Origin of the sequence: Phaeobacter sp. B1627, from assembly GCF_006265095.1 — a bacterium.
In the GTDB taxonomy this organism is placed as follows: domain Bacteria; phylum Pseudomonadota; class Alphaproteobacteria; order Rhodobacterales; family Rhodobacteraceae; genus Epibacterium.
Map to the genome: position 1 here is coordinate 32555 of NZ_VCNK01000033.1, position 17159 is coordinate 49713.

At 62.4% G+C, this 17159-nt stretch carries 16 protein-coding genes, 1 tRNA gene and 1 pseudogene; 6 read left to right on the forward strand and 12 right to left on the reverse strand.

Going from position 1 to position 17159, the window contains the following annotated elements; genetic code table 11:
- The first annotated feature begins 99 nt into the window (after positions 1 to 99).
- Together FGE21_RS16370 and FGE21_RS16375 are read left to right on the forward strand one after the other, a co-directional pair.
- The gene (locus tag FGE21_RS16370) at positions 100 to 1269 is read left to right on the forward strand and encodes an ABC transporter permease (RefSeq protein WP_139664499.1); all 1170 of its coding nucleotides are present in this window, start codon (positions 100 to 102) and stop codon (positions 1267 to 1269) included.
- Between the two features lie 29 nt (positions 1270 to 1298).
- Positions 1299 to 2774: an alpha/beta fold hydrolase gene (locus tag FGE21_RS16375; RefSeq protein ID WP_139664500.1), complete on the forward strand. Its 1476-nt coding sequence runs from the start codon at positions 1299 to 1301 to the stop codon at positions 2772 to 2774.
- 8 nt (positions 2775 to 2782) lie between these two features.
- Here FGE21_RS16375 and FGE21_RS20480 read toward each other — a convergent pair.
- A pseudogene (locus FGE21_RS20480) lies at positions 2783 to 3135 on the reverse strand (ISNCY family transposase); the annotation flags it as partial.
- A gap of 403 nt (positions 3136 to 3538) precedes the next feature.
- Here FGE21_RS20480 and FGE21_RS16380 point away from each other — a divergent pair.
- Positions 3539 to 3859, forward strand: a complete 321-nt coding sequence (locus tag FGE21_RS16380; protein ID WP_139664501.1) for a hypothetical protein — start codon at positions 3539 to 3541, stop codon at positions 3857 to 3859.
- Between the two features lie 87 nt (positions 3860 to 3946).
- Here the strand turns inward: FGE21_RS16380 and FGE21_RS16385 are convergent, their stop codons facing one another.
- The 7 genes from FGE21_RS16385 to FGE21_RS16415 all read right to left on the reverse strand — a co-directional run bounded on the left by FGE21_RS16385 (position 3947) and on the right by FGE21_RS16415 (position 11063).
- Complete coding sequence (locus FGE21_RS16385) at positions 3947 to 4792, reverse strand: fumarylacetoacetate hydrolase family protein (protein WP_139664502.1); 846 nt, start codon at positions 4790 to 4792, stop codon at positions 3947 to 3949.
- A gap of 33 nt (positions 4793 to 4825) precedes the next feature.
- Positions 4826 to 5551 carry an SDR family oxidoreductase gene (locus FGE21_RS16390; protein ID WP_139664503.1) on the reverse strand — a complete coding sequence of 242 codons (726 nt, stop codon included), beginning with the start codon at positions 5549 to 5551 and terminating at the stop codon, positions 4826 to 4828.
- A gap of 24 nt (positions 5552 to 5575) precedes the next feature.
- The gene (locus FGE21_RS16395; RefSeq protein ID WP_139664504.1) at positions 5576 to 7093 is read right to left on the reverse strand and encodes a UxaA family hydrolase; all 1518 of its coding nucleotides are present in this window, start codon (positions 7091 to 7093) and stop codon (positions 5576 to 5578) included.
- An 11-nt stretch (positions 7094 to 7104) separates the two neighbouring features.
- Positions 7105 to 8115 carry a zinc-binding alcohol dehydrogenase family protein gene (locus FGE21_RS16400; RefSeq protein WP_255731631.1) on the reverse strand — a complete coding sequence of 337 codons (1011 nt, stop codon included), beginning with the start codon at positions 8113 to 8115 and terminating at the stop codon, positions 7105 to 7107.
- Positions 8112 to 8888 carry an ATP-binding cassette domain-containing protein gene (locus tag FGE21_RS16405; RefSeq protein WP_218062784.1) on the reverse strand — a complete coding sequence of 259 codons (777 nt, stop codon included), beginning with the start codon at positions 8886 to 8888 and terminating at the stop codon, positions 8112 to 8114. The genes FGE21_RS16400 and FGE21_RS16405 overlap by 4 nt, the downstream gene beginning before the upstream one ends.
- 103 nt (positions 8889 to 8991) lie before the next feature.
- Positions 8992 to 9930: an ABC transporter substrate-binding protein gene (locus FGE21_RS16410; protein WP_139664505.1), complete on the reverse strand. Its 939-nt coding sequence runs from the start codon at positions 9928 to 9930 to the stop codon at positions 8992 to 8994.
- 98 nt (positions 9931 to 10028) lie between these two features.
- The gene (locus tag FGE21_RS16415; RefSeq protein WP_218062785.1) at positions 10029 to 11063 is read right to left on the reverse strand and encodes an ABC transporter permease; all 1035 of its coding nucleotides are present in this window, start codon (positions 11061 to 11063) and stop codon (positions 10029 to 10031) included.
- A gap of 136 nt (positions 11064 to 11199) precedes the next feature.
- On the opposite strand from FGE21_RS16415, the gene FGE21_RS16420 reads away from it, so the two are divergent.
- Entirely contained in the window at positions 11200 to 12102 is a 903-nt protein-coding gene (locus tag FGE21_RS16420) for a GntR family transcriptional regulator (protein WP_139664506.1), read from the forward strand.
- A 64-nt stretch (positions 12103 to 12166) separates the two neighbouring features.
- Here the strand turns inward: FGE21_RS16420 and FGE21_RS16425 are convergent, their stop codons facing one another.
- Both FGE21_RS16425 and FGE21_RS16430 read right to left on the reverse strand, forming a co-directional pair.
- Entirely contained in the window at positions 12167 to 13135 is a 969-nt protein-coding gene (locus FGE21_RS16425) for an aldo/keto reductase (protein ID WP_139664507.1), read from the reverse strand.
- A gap of 2 nt (positions 13136 to 13137) precedes the next feature.
- Positions 13138 to 14229 carry a mannitol dehydrogenase family protein gene (locus FGE21_RS16430; protein ID WP_139664508.1) on the reverse strand — a complete coding sequence of 364 codons (1092 nt, stop codon included), beginning with the start codon at positions 14227 to 14229 and terminating at the stop codon, positions 13138 to 13140.
- 61 nt (positions 14230 to 14290) lie between these two features.
- On the opposite strand from FGE21_RS16430, the gene FGE21_RS16435 reads away from it, so the two are divergent.
- Both FGE21_RS16435 and FGE21_RS16440 read left to right on the forward strand, forming a co-directional pair.
- Positions 14291 to 15124, forward strand: coding sequence for an amidohydrolase (locus FGE21_RS16435; RefSeq protein WP_139664509.1), 834 nt, complete (start codon positions 14291 to 14293; stop codon positions 15122 to 15124).
- 1 nt (position 15125) lies between these two features.
- Entirely contained in the window at positions 15126 to 15455 is a 330-nt protein-coding gene (locus tag FGE21_RS16440; RefSeq protein WP_139664510.1) for an L-rhamnose mutarotase, read from the forward strand.
- An 89-nt stretch (positions 15456 to 15544) separates the two neighbouring features.
- On the opposite strand, the gene FGE21_RS16445 is transcribed toward FGE21_RS16440, so the two are convergent.
- Positions 15545 to 15620, reverse strand: a tRNA-Thr gene (locus FGE21_RS16445).
- 182 nt (positions 15621 to 15802) lie between these two features.
- Entirely contained in the window at positions 15803 to 17158 is a 1356-nt protein-coding gene (locus tag FGE21_RS16450; RefSeq protein WP_139664511.1) for a TRAP transporter large permease subunit, read from the reverse strand.
- Between the last annotated feature and the right edge of the window lies 1 nt (position 17159).

Genomic DNA, 17159 nt, shown 5'->3' on the forward strand with positions numbered 1-17159 from the left:
ATTGTACTAAAACCCTAAGTCTCATATTATTTCTTTGTCAAGTAAGAGTTGACGTCATAGATATTCCATAAGTTGTATTTGAAGTTGGGGGCCCAACATTTGTTCGATCTTGTCACAGCTCGGCTAAAGCACGGATTTTGGGGGAATTTTTTTACCTCCGCAGTCTTGGTATTTTCCTCCTTCGCAGTGGTAGCCGTCCTGATGGTCGGTGCTGCTACAGACGCAAAGGTTGACTTTCAAATCGATAAGATCGCTGCGGATTTGCTTGTGGTGGAGGAGGTCTCTACAGAGAGATTCGAGGGGGAAAGGCCGGTTAGGCTATATTCGTCAGATGTCGTTGAATTGCGCAAATCATCCGAGATCGCGGCAGCATCTGCAATTGTTCGGCAATTTTCCGTTCTTGCGGGCGGGGCAGAGCGGCTTCCGACTGACATCTATGGAATTGATCATGACTACATAAGTGTAATGAAACTGCAGGTTGAGGCAGGCCGCGTGCCCGACATGACGGCTTCAAGTTCGGTAGCGCAGGCGGTCTTGGGTTCAGAGGCCGCGCGGCGCATGGGCGTTGACCCTATGAGACTACCCGCGACGCTGCGGGTTGGAGGCCAGCCAATTGAGATAATAGGGATATTTGCAGATCGTGGCTGGATCGGAGTACAGAACATCGACCTCGGAGTTTACCTTTCGCGCAAGGCGTTGCGCCAGCGAATCGGCAATTTCGATGTGGCACGGGACGACCCGATCAATGCTTTCATTGTGCGGGCAGCCCACCCAAATCAGATCATGGCTGCAAGAAATGAAATATATGACCACTTCGGCTCTTTTTCGGCTGTTTCTGTTTCGGATTCACTCGAACTTTCTGAGAATGCCCAAAATATACGCAATGCCTATAATTTTTTCCATGGGAGTGTTTTTTTCACCACTGCGGGATTGGCGCTCGGGCTGTCATTGTTGTTTTTCTTCTCGCGCATCGCGTCAAGGCGGCGCCAATTCGGTATGGCGTTAACGATAGGCGCGAGCCGCTCTCGCCTGGTCGCGGAGACGATAGTTGAAGTCGGATTTCTGACAGTCACGAGCGTCTGCGCGGGGGTTTCCCTCGCCACTGTGTTCTTGAGCAAATTCGGGAGCCGATTGAATTTGGTGATCGAGGTTTCAGTGCCCTTTGCAGGCCTGATCGCGCTCGCGGGCGTTTCCATAATTCTTGTTTCCGTTGCTCTATTTACAACTCGCCTTCTAGTTGCGTCACCTGCTAGGTTGATCCGTGTGTAGGGATGCAAGGCTGAGAAACTGGAGTGCACATGTCACACGATGCATTTGATATCGTATTTCACGGTGAGGTCATAGGGTCGACCCACACCCTATGCAGGCGTGAAGAGGGGGGATGGGCGCTCACCAACTGGCTTGAATTGCTGGAAGTCAAGAAGCTCAATCAACGCGGGTACCGCCGAAGGAGCAATTTGCTGATGGATGCTGATTTTCGCCCCGCTTACTTAAGCGGTTCGGATGATGTCGGAAATTCCTACAAGCTCAATGGGGCCGATATGCAAGGCGCTGAGTTTGCTTTTGAGAGCAACATGATCGGACAGTTTGCGGCCCTTTCACGACATCAACAGCCAGGGAGTGGTTTCCGGGGCACCGCGCCGTTTTCCCTCCTCTGCTATCTGTTTGATGCCTGCAGAACCCTGGAACTTGTGTTCGAGCGAGACGGAGCTCACTGGGTATCCAACATAAACGAGCGGTTTTTATTCGAAGATGGGGTGTTGCAAGAGCTTCAACCTGCGGCGGTTGGCGTGTCGTTTGTGCGAACGGATAGCCCTTGCCCGGACTGGAGCATTGCCGAAGTCGCAACCGAAGCTGAGTATGAGTTTCCACCTCAGCTCAAGGTCAGTCCGGTTCAATTCGGATCAAAGGACACGGAGGCGGTTTTTGTGTCCCCCGAGGCCCCTTATGCAGAGGCGCTCTTTATCGGCGGGTCGGGCAGATTTGACATGCATGGCCGCCATGGCAATCAACATCTTGGCTACGGCCAGCTTCTGGACCAACTGGCTTTGTCCGGGCTGGCTTCTTTGCGCTATGATCGATTGCCACAGGATCCGACCGTCACCCCCAGTTTTTCAGAGCTTCAAAGCCAGGCGTCGGAGGCTTGGACCTCAGCATCTTCTCTCAGCAATGGTTTGCCAAAACTAATTGTCGGACATAGCCTTGGCGCGCTGATCGCATTGAATATTGCAAGCAATGACCCTTCGGTTGACGGACTAATTCTTATCGCCGCACCGGGCAGGCCGCTCAAAGACGTTTTGCAATCTCAGTTCGAGTGGATGGTCGGTGATGTGGGCTACAGCGATGGTGAGATCGCAGAGGTGGAAGATCGTCGCAACGCGCTACTCGACGCTTTGTTTGAACCGAACCCGGACGCTCCACTGCCCGACGAATTCACACTTATGGAACCCGCCAAGACATTCTTGAGAGAGCTCATTCGTATCGATCCCATTGAAATGCTTAAAGGAATTAAATGCCCGTTGGTGCTCGCGGATTGCGAGTATGATGTTCAAGTCCTGGCAGAGGACACAGTCAGACTCCGCGATGCTGCGCGGTCATACGGGATAGATACGGAGCATCTGCGGCTTCAGCACGTAAATCACATACTGCAGGAGGTCGCCGACCGGGAGGATAACGCGATTTTCCACTATTTTGACCCGGACCGGGAAATCTCAACCGACGCCATCGAGCAAATCAGCATAGCTGCGAAGAAGCTGGTGCAGAAGCATATGTGATGAGGCGCGATGTTCAGCTCAGCCAGAGCACGCCCGAATTGCGTCATGCCTGTGATATGTGCATTGGACTTGCGAACCGGAAACACCGAGTGTTTATCGCCGTAAAAGGCGAGGAGGAGGCATGCTTCAGCAAAATTCGTTCCAGCGCCTCGAAGTCGCTGAACGCGCTTTCTGAGATCACAAAGCGCAGTTCCATCAATGTGCAGACCATAAAGGCGAGCAGGGTGCACGGATCGCAGCGACCCTCGAACCCTCGGCGGTCTGGCCCGTCGATCAGGATTAACTCGTCAAAACACTCTCGGCGCAGATGCGGCTGGTGGAAAGTGCGGCACTGTTTGCGCGACAGCCTGATGCCATCCTCATCCTCACTGATTTTTGAGGGCAGAGTGCCATTCCTGATTTTCTCATCGGTGCTATTTTAGCTGTGCGGCTACAAAACAGAAGGCCCATAAGCAATATTATGTAATGTATACACAACCGCCGAAGGGTCAAAACCGGGGTCGGCCATAGCGGCGCATGTACTTGAACGCGGAGCCCAGATGGGCGGCCCGGCACTTGATCCGGATCGATCCCGCTCCGGCCCGCTCCGACCGGTCGCAGCCTGCGTGATTTCGGTTGCGGCCGGCTCCGGGAGCGAGATTTCGCGAAACAAAGACGCCGGCACTGCGTTGATGCTGAAGACCCGCTCGAAAAAGTCACGTCAGCGACCCTGATACAGACCCTGGCACAGACACCGTGATCCACCCGGATGAAAGGAATTCGAAATGGACCAAGATCGCCGCGAAAAAGCACTGCAGGATCCATCCTCCGTCTATGCAGAACCGGCAGAGATACTGGCCGATGATCGGCTGGCCCGCGAGGAGAAAATTGAAATACTGCGGCGCTGGGAATATGACGCGCGGGAAATCAGCGTCGCCGAGGAGGAAGGTCTTCCCGTCGGGAACGGTGAGAATCTGAAGAAAATCCTGTTGGCGCTGCAAGAGCTTGTGGGCGAGATCGATCCGCAGGAGACAGCCCCGACGAAACAGGGGGGATTGGTGCGCGATGCGGTGACGCCTGCGCAACCCGTGCAAGAAGAGTCATAATCTGCCACAGGCACAGGCAGACCCGGATTCATGATCCGCCACAGGCGAGCCCGGGAATGGGCGCCTGTGGCGTTGTATTCTACGTCATTATGCGTCTGCGATGACGTCCTGACGCTGGCGGCCAAGACCCGCAATGCCCAGTTCCACCACATCGCCCGCCTTGAGAAAGCGCGGCGGTGTCATGCCTAGGCCAACGCCCGGCGGGGTTCCGGTCGAAATCACGTCGCCGGGGTGCAGGGTCATGAACTGGCTCAGGTAATGCACCAGATAGGCCACGCCATAGACCATGGTGCCGGAAGAGCCGTTCTGCATCGTTTCACCGTTGACCGTCAGCCACATGTCCAGGCTCTGCGGATCGGGCACCTCGTCCTGCGTCACCAGCCAGGGGCCGATCTGGCCGAAGTTATCGCAGCTCTTGCCCTTGGTCCATTGCCCGGCCCGCTCGGTCTGGAACGCCCGTTCGGAGACGTCATTGGTGATCGCATAGCCCGCGACATGGCCCATCGCGTCGGCTTCGCTGACGTATTTCGCAGGCTTGCCGATGATCACCGCCAGCTCCACCTCCCAATCCGTCTTGGTGGAGCCGCGCGGGATCACGATCGGGTCATTGGGACCGCAGATGGCAGAGCTGGCCTTCATGAAGATCACCGGCTCCGGCGGCACATCGAGACCGCTTTCGGCGGCATGGTCGGCGTAGTTGAGGCCGATACAGATGAACTTGCCCGTCCCGGCGACCGGCGGGCCAAGGCGGGGATTGCCCTCCACCACCGGCAGCGCGTCCGCATCCGCCCCGGCCAGCCCGGCCAGGCTGTCGGGCGCCAGCGCCGCGCCGGAGAAATCGTCAATCAGGCCGGAGAGGTCCCGGATGGTGCCATCTGTGTGCAGCAATCCCGGTTTTTCGGCTCCCGGCGCGCCATAGCGAAGCAGTTTCATAATATGTCTTTCCCTGGTCTCTTCAGTCGTCCGTCACAGGCTCCAGCCGCCGTCAATGCAGCAGGCCTGGCCGGTGGTATAGGTGGCGCCCGCCAGATAAACGGCGAGATCGGCGATCTCTTCGGCGTCGGCGATGCGGCCAATGGGCTGGCGCGCGATAAAGGCTGTGCGGGCGGCATCATAATCGCCGGTCTCTGCCAGCCGCTGATCGAGCGAGGGCGACTGCACGGTGCCGGGGCAGATCGCGTTGCAGCGGATGCCCTCGCCCACATAATCGGCGGCGATGGATTTGGTCAGGCCCAGAACGGCGGCCTTTGTGGTCGAGTAGACACAGCGGTTGGGCACCCCTTTCACCGACGACGCCACCGAGGACATGTTGAGGATCGCGCCCGACTTGCGCGCCAGCATCCCCGGCAGGACCGCCTGCACCATCCGCACCATCGCCTTGACGTTGAGATCATAGGCAAAGTCCAGATCCGCCTCTGTACTGTCCAGCACGGTGCCGCCATGGACGATGCCCGCGCAGTTGAACAGCACATCCACCGGCCCCGCCCCGGCGCAGACCTGCGCCACCGACGCTGCGTCGAGCACATCCAGCCGGGCGGTGTCACAGCCCTCCAGCTCCCTCAGCGCCTCTTCGTTGATATCGGTGGCCAGCACCCGGGCCCCGGCCCGCACAAAGGCCTCGGCACTGGCGCGGCCGATGCCCTGCGCCGCCGCAGTGATCAGCACCCGTTTTCCGCTCAGATCAATGGTCATATGTCTTCCTCCTTCGCGCGGTGTTCACATCACCGCGCCGATTTGCCAGGGCACGAATTCCACCGCGCCAAACCCCTGCGCCTCGCTCTTGGTTTCCGCGCCCGAGGCCACCCGCAGCAGCAGGTCAAAGATCTCCTGCCCCTTGGCCTCCAGGCTGACCCCGTCGAGGATATCGCCGCAGTTCACATCCATATCCGCCTGCATCCGCCGCCACAGATCCGGGTTGGAGGCGATCTTGATCGAGGGCACCGGCTGATAGCCCGACACGCTGCCGCGCCCGGTGGTAAAGGCGATGAGATTCGCCCCCGAGGCCGTCTGCCCGGTCACCGAACAGGGATCGTAGCCGGGGCTGTCCATGAAAACAAACCCCGCCCGATCAATGGGTTCTGCGAATTTGTAGACGCCGGACAGGGGCGCGCTGCCGCCCTTTGCCACGGCCCCCAGCGATTTTTCCAGGATCGTCGTCAGCCCGCCGCGCTTGTTGCCGGGCGACGGGTTGTTGTCCATCTCGCCGAAATTGCGGGCGGTGTAATCCTCCCACCAATCGATCAGATCGACCAGCTTTCGGCCCGTGGCCGCATCCACCGCGCGCCGCGTCAGCAGGTGTTCGGCGCCGTAGATCTCGGAGGTTTCCGACAGGATCGAGGTGCCGCCGTGGCGCACCAGCAGATCCGAGGCCACCCCAAGTGCGGGGTTCGCCGTGATCCCGGAGTATCCGTCCGAGCCGCCGCATTGCATGCCCAGCACCAGATGACGGGCGGCGGCGGGCGCGCGGGTGGCCTTGTTCGCCTCTGCCGCCAGCTCTCGCAACAGGCCCAGGCCCTTGTCGACGGTCGCCCGTGTGCCGCCTTCGTGCTGGATCGTCATGTAGCGGAAGCGGGCGCTGTCCTTCAGCGCCTTGCGGTCGATCAGATCGGGGATCTGCATCACCTCACAGCCAAGGCCGACCATCAGGATCGCGCCGAAGTTGGCGCTGTGGCCGTAGCCCGCAAGGGTGCGGAACAGGGTGTCATAGCCCTCGCCCTTGCCGGACATGCCGCAGCCCGATCCATGCACGATCGGCACGATGCCATCGACATTGGGAAAGGCCGTCAGGAGGGTCTCGCGTTGGGCGGCTTCGGCGATGAAGCGCGCCACCGACCCGGCGCAATTGACCGAGGTCAGGATGCCGAGATAGTTCCGTGTCCCCACCCGCCCGGAGGGGCGGTGATAGCCGAAAAACCGGGCCTCTCCCTCCGGCTCTGGCAGGGGGCGCGCCGCCGCGCCAAAGGCGTGATCCTGCTTGTGCTCCCCCATGCCGAGGTTGTGCACATGCACGTGACCGCCCGCCGGGATGGGGGCGGTGGTGGTGCCGATGATCTGGCCGTATTTCAGGATCGTCTCGCCCGCCGCCACATCGCGCAGGGCGATCTTGTGGCCCGCGGGGACAGATGCGCGCGCGGTGATGCCACCGGGCAGGGGCGTGCCGTCGGGAATATCCCGCAGCGCGACGAGGACATTGTCTGCCTCATGCAGGCAAAGCGCAAAGGGCTGGTCGGTCATCTGTGTCTCTTTCACGGTGTCACCAACACCTTGATCAGGTGGTCGCGGTCATGGGCAAGGGCCGCAAACTGCGTCGGCAGATCCGCCAGCGGCACCACCGCAGAGGCAAGCGCGCCGGTCGCCACCTCGCCCGCACGGATGGCCGCCATGACCCGGTCGAAATCCGCCCGCAGCGCGTTACGGCTGCCGATGATCTGGCTCTCGCGCTTGTGGAATTCGGAATCGGCAAAGGTGATGCTCTCCTTCACCACGCTGACCAGAACGGTCATGCCGCCGTGCGCCACCAGCGGAAAACCGGCCTCGATCGCGTCTGCATTGCCGGTGGCGTCGAACACCACGTCAAACCCCTCGGCCAGATCGCCGCTGAGGATGTCGTCGCCCGGCTGATGGGTGGCGGCAAATCCGAACAGGTCGGTCGCCGCCGCGAGGCGCTTTGTGCTCAGGTCCATCAGATGTACCTCCGCCCCGGCGATACGGGCAAACAGCGCGGTGCCCAACCCGATGGGACCGGCGCCGGTGACCAGCACCCGGTCGCCCGCGCCGCAGCCCGAACGCGCCACCGCATGGGCGCCGATGGCGAGAAACTCCACCATTGCGGCCTGTTCCGGGGTCAGCCCTTCGGCCGGGTAGAGGTTCTCCTCCGGCACCGCGATCCGGGCGCACATGCCGCCATCGGTATGCACCCCCAGCACCGCGATGGACCGACAGCAGTTCGGCTTGCCACGGCGGCAGGCGCGACAGCTGCCGCAGGACAGGTAGGGGTTCACCACCACCAGCCGCCCCGCATCCGGACCATCGGCCAGATAGCCTGACAGCTCGTGGCCGATGACGCGCGGATAGTTCAGAAACGGATGCTTGCCCTCAAAGATATGAAAGTCGGTGCCGCAGATACCGATGGCGGCAATATCAACCAGACGGTGCCCCGCCGGGGCCTGCTGCGGCCGGGCGCGCAGGTCCAGCGCAAAGGTGCCCGGCTCCACACAGACGCCGCAGGTCATCCTGTCCTGTCCGCGATCCTTCATTGCGCCGCCTCCGGCGTGCGGGCGGACCAGTCGGCGGGCAGCTCGCCCTTGACGATCAGGCTCAGCACATCGTCCTTGGTGACCTCATCGATGCCATGCGCCCCCGCGAGGCGGCCCTTGTTCATGACCACCACCCGGTTGCAGAGGTCAAAGACGTCATGCATGTCGTGGCTGACCAGCAGGATGCCGATGCCCTCGGCCTGCAACTGGCGGATCAGATCTGCGACCATCGCGGTTTCCGACGGGCCGAGGGCCGCGGTGGGTTCATCCATGATCAGCACCCTGGTGTCGAAATAGATCGCCCGCGCAATCGCGATCACCTGCCGCTGCCCGCCCGACAGCGACGAGACCGGATCCGTGAGGTTCTTGAAATTCGGATTGAGGCGCGCCAGCACCTTGCGGCTTTCCTCCAGCATCCGCGCATCATCGAGATTGCCGAACCGCGTCTTCAGCTCGCGGCCCAGAAACAGGTTCGACGGCGCATCCAGATGGTCAGCCAGCGCCAGCGTCTGATAGATCGTCTCGATCCCGGCCGCGCGGGCATCATTGGGATCGCTGAACTGCATCGGCGTGCCATTGACCCGGATGCTGCCTGCGTTGGGGATCATCGCACCGGCCAGAATGCGCATCAGGCAGGATTTGCCGGCCCCGTTATGGCCAAGCACCCCCACCACCTCGCCGGGATACAGATCGAGCGAGACGCCATCCACCGCCCGCACCCCGCCAAAGTGCTTTTCGATACCGATCATCTCTACCAAGGGGGTCTGCGACATGGTCTGCCTTTCTGCCGGGGTCGTGGTCGGGGCCGTCCGGGGGGCCCGTCATCGGGAATTGGGAACCGGAGGGCATCACGGGGCGCCCTCCGGAGAAACGCGGTCAGTAGAGCACGTTGCGGGCCTTGTCGGAATCGATATTGCCCTGATCCACCAGCACCACGCCGGTGTTGATGAACGGATCGACCGTCGCCCCCGACAGGATGTTCATGACAGTCGTCACGCCCATCTCGCCCATCGCAAAGGAGCCCTGCACGGCCGTGGCCGCCATCAGCCCGTCGCGGACGAATTGCTGCAGATCCGCGTTGCCGTCAAAACCGAGCGCAACCAGCTGACCGGCCTTGCCCGCCTGCATGATGGCGCGGCCCATGCCCACGGCGGTGGGTTCGTTGGCCCCGAAGATGCCCACCAGATCCGGGTTCGAGGCCAGAATATCGGTGGTCTGGTTCAACGCCAATGCCATCTGGCTCTGGGAGTAGTAGGGGCCGACGATCTCAAGGCTGGAATGCGCCGTCAGATAGTCGGAGAAGCACCCCACCCGGCCGATCTCGGAGCCGACCCCGGCGACATAGGACATCACTGCCACTTTGCCCTCGGTGCCTGCTTCGGCGATCATGCGCTTGGCGACTTCCTCGCCTGCGGCGCAATTGTCGGTGGACAGAAAGGCCTGGTAGGTGCCCTTGGCGCTGTCAGCCAGGGCGCTGTCGATGATCACCACCGGGATTGCGCTTTCAAACGCCCGCTTCACCACCGGGGCCAGCGCCTCTGGGTCGGAGGGCGCCAGCACGATGCCCGCCACGCCGCGGTTGATGGCGTTTTCCACCAGGTTGACCTGATCCGCCACCGCGCTTTCGGTGGCCGGGCCGTCAAAGCTGAAGCTGTGCTCGGACTGGCCCGCGATCGCCGCCTCCGCGCCCTTGTTCACGTTCTGCCAGAAGTTCGAGCTGGTGGTTTTCACGATCACCGCGATTTCACCCGCCTGCGCCATCCCGGCCGACAGGGCCATCACGGACGCAAGCATTCCAAGTTTTAAGGACCGCATCTCATTCCTCCTCTGTAGAGATATTGGTTTGTGTCAGTCTTTCGGTCTTGCCTGTCCGGACCCGCCCTCCTCTGCGGAGCCGAACCTGTTTGCCACCGTCAGCGGCGATTGCGCATCTGGTCGATCCAGACCGCGCCGATCACCACCGCGCCGATCACGATCTGCTGGATAAAGGCGGAGACCCCCGCCATGTTGAGCCCGTTGCGCAGGATGCCGATGATGAAGGCCCCGATCATGGTGCCCGAGACCGCGCCCACGCCGCCCGACAGGGAGGCGCCGCCAATGACCGCCGCCGCGATAGCGTCGAGTTCATACATCACCCCCTCGCTCGGCTGGGCGGTGACAAGGCGCGACATCAGCACATTGCCCGCAAGCCCTGCCAGGGCGCCCGACATCGCATAGGCATAGAGCTTGGTCTGATCGACGCGCACGCCGGACAATCGCGCCGCCTCCTCGTTGGAGCCGGTGGCGTAGATATGACGGCCGATCTGGCGACGGCGCAGCATATAGGCCGCAGCAATCGCCACCACCAGCAGCAGGATCGCCGGATAGGGAATGCCGGGAAAGATCACCTTGGGAAAGCCGTTGGGCTGCATTTCAACCATGCGGAACAGGGCGCCGTTGCCGAGACGTCCAAAGGTCTCGCCCAGTTGTGAAATCGGCGCCGCCCCCGTCAGTTGCAGCGCCAGGCCCCGCGCCATCAGCATCATGCCCAGGGTTGCCACGAAGGGCGGAATCTTCGCCTGGGTCACCACCAGACCGTTGATCGCACCGCAGGCCGCCCCGATCACCACGCCCAGCCCCATCGCCAGCCCGACCGGCACCCCGGCCTTGACCGCCATCGCGGTGCCGACCCCGGACAGCGCCAGCACCGAGCCGACCGACAGATCGATGCCTCCGGTGATGATCACCATCGTCATGCCAATGCCCAAAAGGCCGATCACCGAGGTCTGAAGCAGCACCGTCAGCGCGTTGTTGACCGAGAAAAACGCCTGGCTCGCCAGCGAGAACCCCGCAATCAGCAACAACAATGTCAGCAAGGCAGAGAGGCGGTGCATCCTGGCCGCGTCCGGCATCAGGGCCGCAAGCGGTGCCGGTGCCCGCCCGGTTGCGGGTTTGATTGCTTGTGACATACGCCTCCCTTTCGCAGTCTTGCATTTAATTATTTAATACATAAACAGGATGCACTTGATTCCTGTCAATTGTTTTTTATAATAATATACAAATACAGAATTCGCCGCTGGGGCGAGCATGAGGAAAGGCAGATTTATGGCGCGCAGCGACACCAGATACCGGGAGGCCTACAATCAGATCCTCGCCTATTGCGAAACGCTGCCCACCGCCGCTCCGATCCCCGCCGAAACCCGGCTGGCCGAGATTGCAGGCGTCAGCCGGACGGTGATCCGGCGCTGTCTTGCCCGGATGGAGGAGTTGGGGCTGATTTCATGGCAGGGCCGCGACAAGCACCTGCTGCGCGCGCCCCTGGCCGATGACCGAATTGCGGTGCCCGATGCGCCTGCCGACAAGAGTGATTTTGAACAGAGATTCCTCGATTGGGTGCTGCGCTTTGACGTGCCGGCCAACACGCCCCTGTCGGTGGCGGAGCTGTCGCGCACCTTCGACGTGGCCCAGCACGACCTCAAGGAATTCCTCGCCGGGCTCAGCCGCTTTGGCCTCGTGTCCCGTCGGCCGCAGGGGGGATGGATGCTGCTCGGCTTCACCAAGGATTTCGCCATAGAGCTGTCCGATTTCCGCTCCGTGCTGGAACACAACGCCGTGGCCCAGGTGGCGGATGCGCCGGTGGACCACCCGGTCTGGGCCGCCCTGGCACAGCTGCGGGCCGATCACCTGGCCTTGAAACAGGCGATCGATACCGATTTTCACGAGTTCTCAAAGCTCGACGAACGGTTCCATCGCTGCATCAACTCAGTGGTGAAGAACCGCTTCATCGCCGAGTTCCAAAAGGTGATCTCGCTGATTTTCCACTACCACTACATGTGGGACAAAACCGAGGAAAAGCACCGCAACGCGGCCGCAATTGACGAACATCTCGCGATCATCGATGCGCTGGAGGCCCGTGATTCCGAGGCCGCCCAGGCCGCAGCGCTGCGCCATCTGCGCACCTCGAAGACGACGCTGCTCTCCTCGCTGCGGCACCACGATCTGGGCTAGGTGATCCCAGTTTGATCACCGAGTGTTCACGGGGCAATCACCGGGTGCACACGGGGAGGGGCGATCAGGCGAACAGCGCCTCCAACCCTGCAGGAACACTGGCCCGCAGCGCCTTCAGGTTGCGGGTCAGTGACTGCGGCCGCGCGGTGCCCAACAGGACCGACGCCGCCGCCGGATGCCGCATCGCGAAGTGCAGCGCCGCCGTGGCGAGGGGCACGCCCAGGGCCTCGGACTGGCGCTGCAGGGCTCCGACCCGCTCCAACACCGCAGGCGACGCCGGCCCATAGTCGAAGGTGGCCCCCGCCACCGGACCCGTGGCCAGAATGCCGGAGTTGAAGATGCCGCCCAGCACCAGACTGGTGCCCGCCTCGGCGCATTCCGGCACCAGCTCCGCCTCGGCCGCGCGGTCCAGAAGCGTCAGCCGCCCGGCCAGCAAAATCACGTCCAGCGGCCCCGCATTGCGCAGTACATCCAGACACACCGCGCATTCGTTCACCCCCAGCCCAAAGGCGCGGATGCGGCCCTGCTCCTTCAGCCGCACCAGCCGCGCATAGCCGGAACCGAAAAAGGCCTCCCGGTGCCCGGCGTTGCCTGCGACGCCATGGGTATATTCCCCGATATCATGGACATAGAGGATCTCCAGATGACTGCGCCCCAGCCGCTCGCAGCTCTGTTCAAAGCTCTCTTCGATGCCCTCGCCAGAGTAGTCGTAGCGCACGTCATTCTGCGCCGGAGCGACAAAGCCGTCGGCCTCTGCGATGGGGGCACGGGCGGGCGACAGCACTCGTCCGACCTTGGTCGAAATCACCGCCTCCGGGCGGTCTCGCAGGAACCGGCCAAGGCGCTGTTCGGACAGGCCACGCCCATAATGCGGCGCGGTGTCAAAGTAGCGGATCCCCGCGTCCCAGGCGCAGGACAGCACCGCATCGACGTCTGTTTCGCTCGCCTCTCGGTAGAGGTTACCAATGCTCGCGCAGCCAAAGGACAGCTCCGTCACGGCAAGCCCGGTCCGGCCTACGGGTCTCGTTTTCATCGTCAGTCGCCCTCCATCGCGGCGTGCAAGCCGGGCTTTGCGCCCCTGTCGCCATGATCCGCCGCCCAGGCCAGAAAGGCCCCGATCCGGCGCTGCAGTTTCTCGGTGTGGTTTTGCGCGATGTCTTCCAGCCTGTGCGCCAGAAACGGGTTCGCAAACCGCTCCATCGTGGTGTCGATATAGGCCGCCAGCCCTGCCTCCTCGCCCGCAGCGGCAAAGGCAGGCACCACCTCTTCGGCATAGAGCCTGCGCAACTTCTGCGCCCAGTCCGGATCGGCCATCACATCCCGCACATGGACCGCGCCCTGCCGTCCGGCCGCCAGCCAGGTGGACACCATCCAGCTGTGGCCGAGGTTCAGCACAAACAGTTTGCGCCGCTCGATCACGCCCAGATCCGGCACCACCTCAATCGACGGGTGGGGGCACGGAACCTGCAACCCGCGCTGCGCCTCCATCGCCCAGAGCGCATAGGGTTCGGCAATGGCGCCGGCGGGGTACAGCGGTTCCGACACGATACGGTCGACGAGGGAATTGACCCAGACCACCTCCTCCGTCAGCCAGGCGCGATAGGCCCTGTCCATGGCAGAGGCGGCGTCCAGCACCAGCCCGCGCAGAGTGTCGCCATTGTTGCGTACCAGCTCGGTCGGCATCACCTGAAGTCCCCGCGCCCCGGCTTCGAACCGGCCCCGCAGCAGATGCGCCAGCTTGGCAGGATAGGACATGGCAGGGTCCAGTTTCGGCCCCGCATCCGCCGCACAGGGGCGAAACCCTGCATCCGCCGTGTTCGACAGGATCATATCCGCCTCCTCGGCCACCAGCCTCTGGACCTCTGCCATGTCGGGCCCGAAGCACAGACCGCGCGCAATCGGCGACACCCGTCTCAGCTGATCCACCGGGGCGCCCGCCTGCAGGCCCCGGATGCGCAGGTCATAGCCGCGGGTCAGGGCCTGAACCCGCCCTGCCCGGCTTGGGTCTCCGCTGCTTTGCACCACGGTCACCGGCTGCGCATCCGGCCAGCACTCGGCAAAGAACAGATCCGCATGCGCCTGCAGGAACCGACTGGTGCCGAACTGCACAACCGTTGGATTTGACATTGACGGCCCTCCCTTTTTGGTTTGTTATTATTTAGAACAGTTCAGCTTGCAAGGAAAAACCGTGATCATCGACGCGCATCAGCATTTTTGGCGGATCGACCGGGGCGACTACTCCTGGATGGATGACAGCGTCGCCGCCATCCGCCGGGACATCCTGCCCGACGATCTCCGCCCCCTCACCCGGGCGGCGGGCGTGACCGGCACCATCGCGGTTCAGGCGGCGCCGACGGTGGAGGAGACGGAGTTTCTGCTGTCCCTCAGCGACCGGGACCCGCTGATCCGCGGCGTGGTCGGCTGGCTGGACCTGACCGGCGACGTGACGGGTCAGCTGGCCCGGCTGCGCCACCCCCGGCTGAAAGGCATTCGCCCGATGCTGCAGGACATTGGCGACACCGACTGGATCCTGCGACCGGATGTGCGGGCCGGTTTGCGTCAGGTGGCTGCGGCGGGGCTGCGCATGGACGCGCTGGTGACGCCGCGCCATCTGGAAGCGCTTGGTGTTCTGGCCGAGACGGTGCCTGAGTTGCCGCTGATCGTCGATCATTGCGCCAAGCCCGCCTTTGTCGGCACCGACCCCGGCGCCGGGTGGCGTGACGGCCTTGCCGCCCTCGCCAGACATCCGCAGGTCACCTGCAAACTGTCCGGCCTGGCCAATGAATACGGGCCCGGCTGGTCGTCGGCGACGCTGCGGCAGGTGTTTGACCAGGCGCTCGACATGTTCGGTGCCAGCCGCCTGATGTGGGGCAGCGATTGGCCGGTGCTGGAGTTGGCCGGGGCCTATGCTGGCTGGCTGGAGGTCGCACAGGACCTCTGCAGCGCGCTCAGCGCGACCGAGCGCGCCGATATTTTTGCTGGAACAGCAATCCGCGCCTATGATCTGGAGATCGGAGAGTAACATGCAACGCATGGCCCATGTCATCGGCCTGAAGCCTGAACACCGCGCAGAGTATCTGCGTTTGCATGCCGAGGTCTGGCCTCAGGTCCTGCAGCGCCTCCGGGAGTCCCATATTACCAACTACAGCATCTTCCTGCGCGAGCCGGAGATGCTGATGTTCAGCTACTGGGAATACCTCGGCACGGATTTTGAGGCAGACGCCGCCGCGATCGCCGAGGATCCGGTGACACAGGAGTGGTGGAAGATCTGCGGCCCGATGCAGGCGCCTCTGCAGAGCCGTGCGGAAGGGGAATGGTGGGCCGAACTGCAGGAGGTGTTTCACCTGCCCTAGGGTCGGATCTGTTGCGTATCGCCCATTGAGACGCGCCCCGCGCCAAGGCCGTGTGCCCCCTGCATTCCGCTGCGCTTCAGTGCGTTTTGTGGTGCCTCAAGAGGGACTCGAACCCCCGACCTTGTCCTTACGAAGGACCTGCTCTACCAGCTGAGCTATTGAGGCATCCTTTGTCCCGTCGGCCTGAAACCTGCCCCACAGGTGATGTGCGCCTTCTCTAACTTACCGGTCGCAAACGTCAATCATGAAATGAAGCCCCGGTTTTGAAATCTTCTGCGGCCACGGAAAAGGCGCACCCACCCGGGATGCGCCCTCCTGTCTTTCGCGGTCAACTCACCCAGGTCAGGTCAGCCGTAGACCAGCCTCGGCAGCCAGGTGATGATCTCCGGGAAGACCATACACAGCACCAGCCCGAAGATCTGCAGCCCCAGGAACGGCAGCGCCGCCTTGAAGATATCGGTCATCGGGATTTCCGGCGGGGCAACCCCGCGCAGATAGAACAACGCATAGCCGAAGGGCGGCGACAGAAAGCTCATCTGCATGTTGACGAGGTAGAGCACCCCGAACCACAGCACCAGATCCTCTGGTGTTTCCAGCCCGAAGGCCTGCGCCCCGAGGGCCTTGATGATCGGCACGAAGATCGGCACGCACAACAGCAAGATCCCCACCCAGTCGAGGAACATGCCAAGGACCACCAGCAGGATCTGCATCAGGATCAGGATCCCCCAGGGGCCTAGCCCGGTTGCCGCCAGCGCGTCCTGCACGAACTGCTGCCCGCCCTCCAGGACATAGAGCCCGACAAAGATCGTCGCGCCGAACATGATCCAGATCACCATGGCCGAGGCCTTCAGCGTGGTGATGCAGGCCTCACGCACCGTGGGCCAGTCCAGCTTGCGATGGATTGCCGCCACCACAAAGGCGCCAAAGGTGCCGATGCCCGCGGCCTCGACCGGCGTTGCGATGCCGGAAAAGATGATGCCGAGAACCACGACGACCAGGGTGATCGGCGCTGTCATCTTGCCGACCAGCCGCGCCTTTTCACGGTTGGAGATACGTTCCTCCACCGGGATCGCCGGGCCGAGGTCGGGATTGATGTAGCAGCGGGCGGTGACGTAGAAGATATACATCCCCGACAGCAGCAGGCCCGGGATCACCGCGCCGATGAACAATTCGCCCACCGACTGCTCGGCCACCACCGCGTAGATGATCGCCAGGATCGACGGCGGGATCAGGATGCCGAGCGTGCCGCCCGCCATGATCGACCCCATCGCGATCTTCGGATCATAGTGGCGCTTCAGCATCGCTGGCAGGGCGATGATGCCCATGGTGACCACCGCCGCGCCGATCACACCGACCATCGCCGCAAGGATCGTCGAGGCAATGATCGTGGCCGAGGCCAGCCCGCCCTTCACGCCGCCAAGCACCTTGTAGATCACATCGAACATATCGTTGATGATCCCTGCCCTCTCGAGCATGGCGGCCATGAAGATGAACAGCGGGATCGCCGAGAGCTGATAGTTCGTCATCAGCGGAAAGATCCGGCTGGGCACGATATTCAGCGCCCGCGCATCGCCCAGTACGAACAGGAACACACAGGCCAGACCACCGGTCACAAAGGCCAGCGGCAGACCTGCCATCAACAGCGCCAGAAGGCTGCCGAACATAATGAGCGTGAGAAGCTCGATACCAATATCAATTCCCATG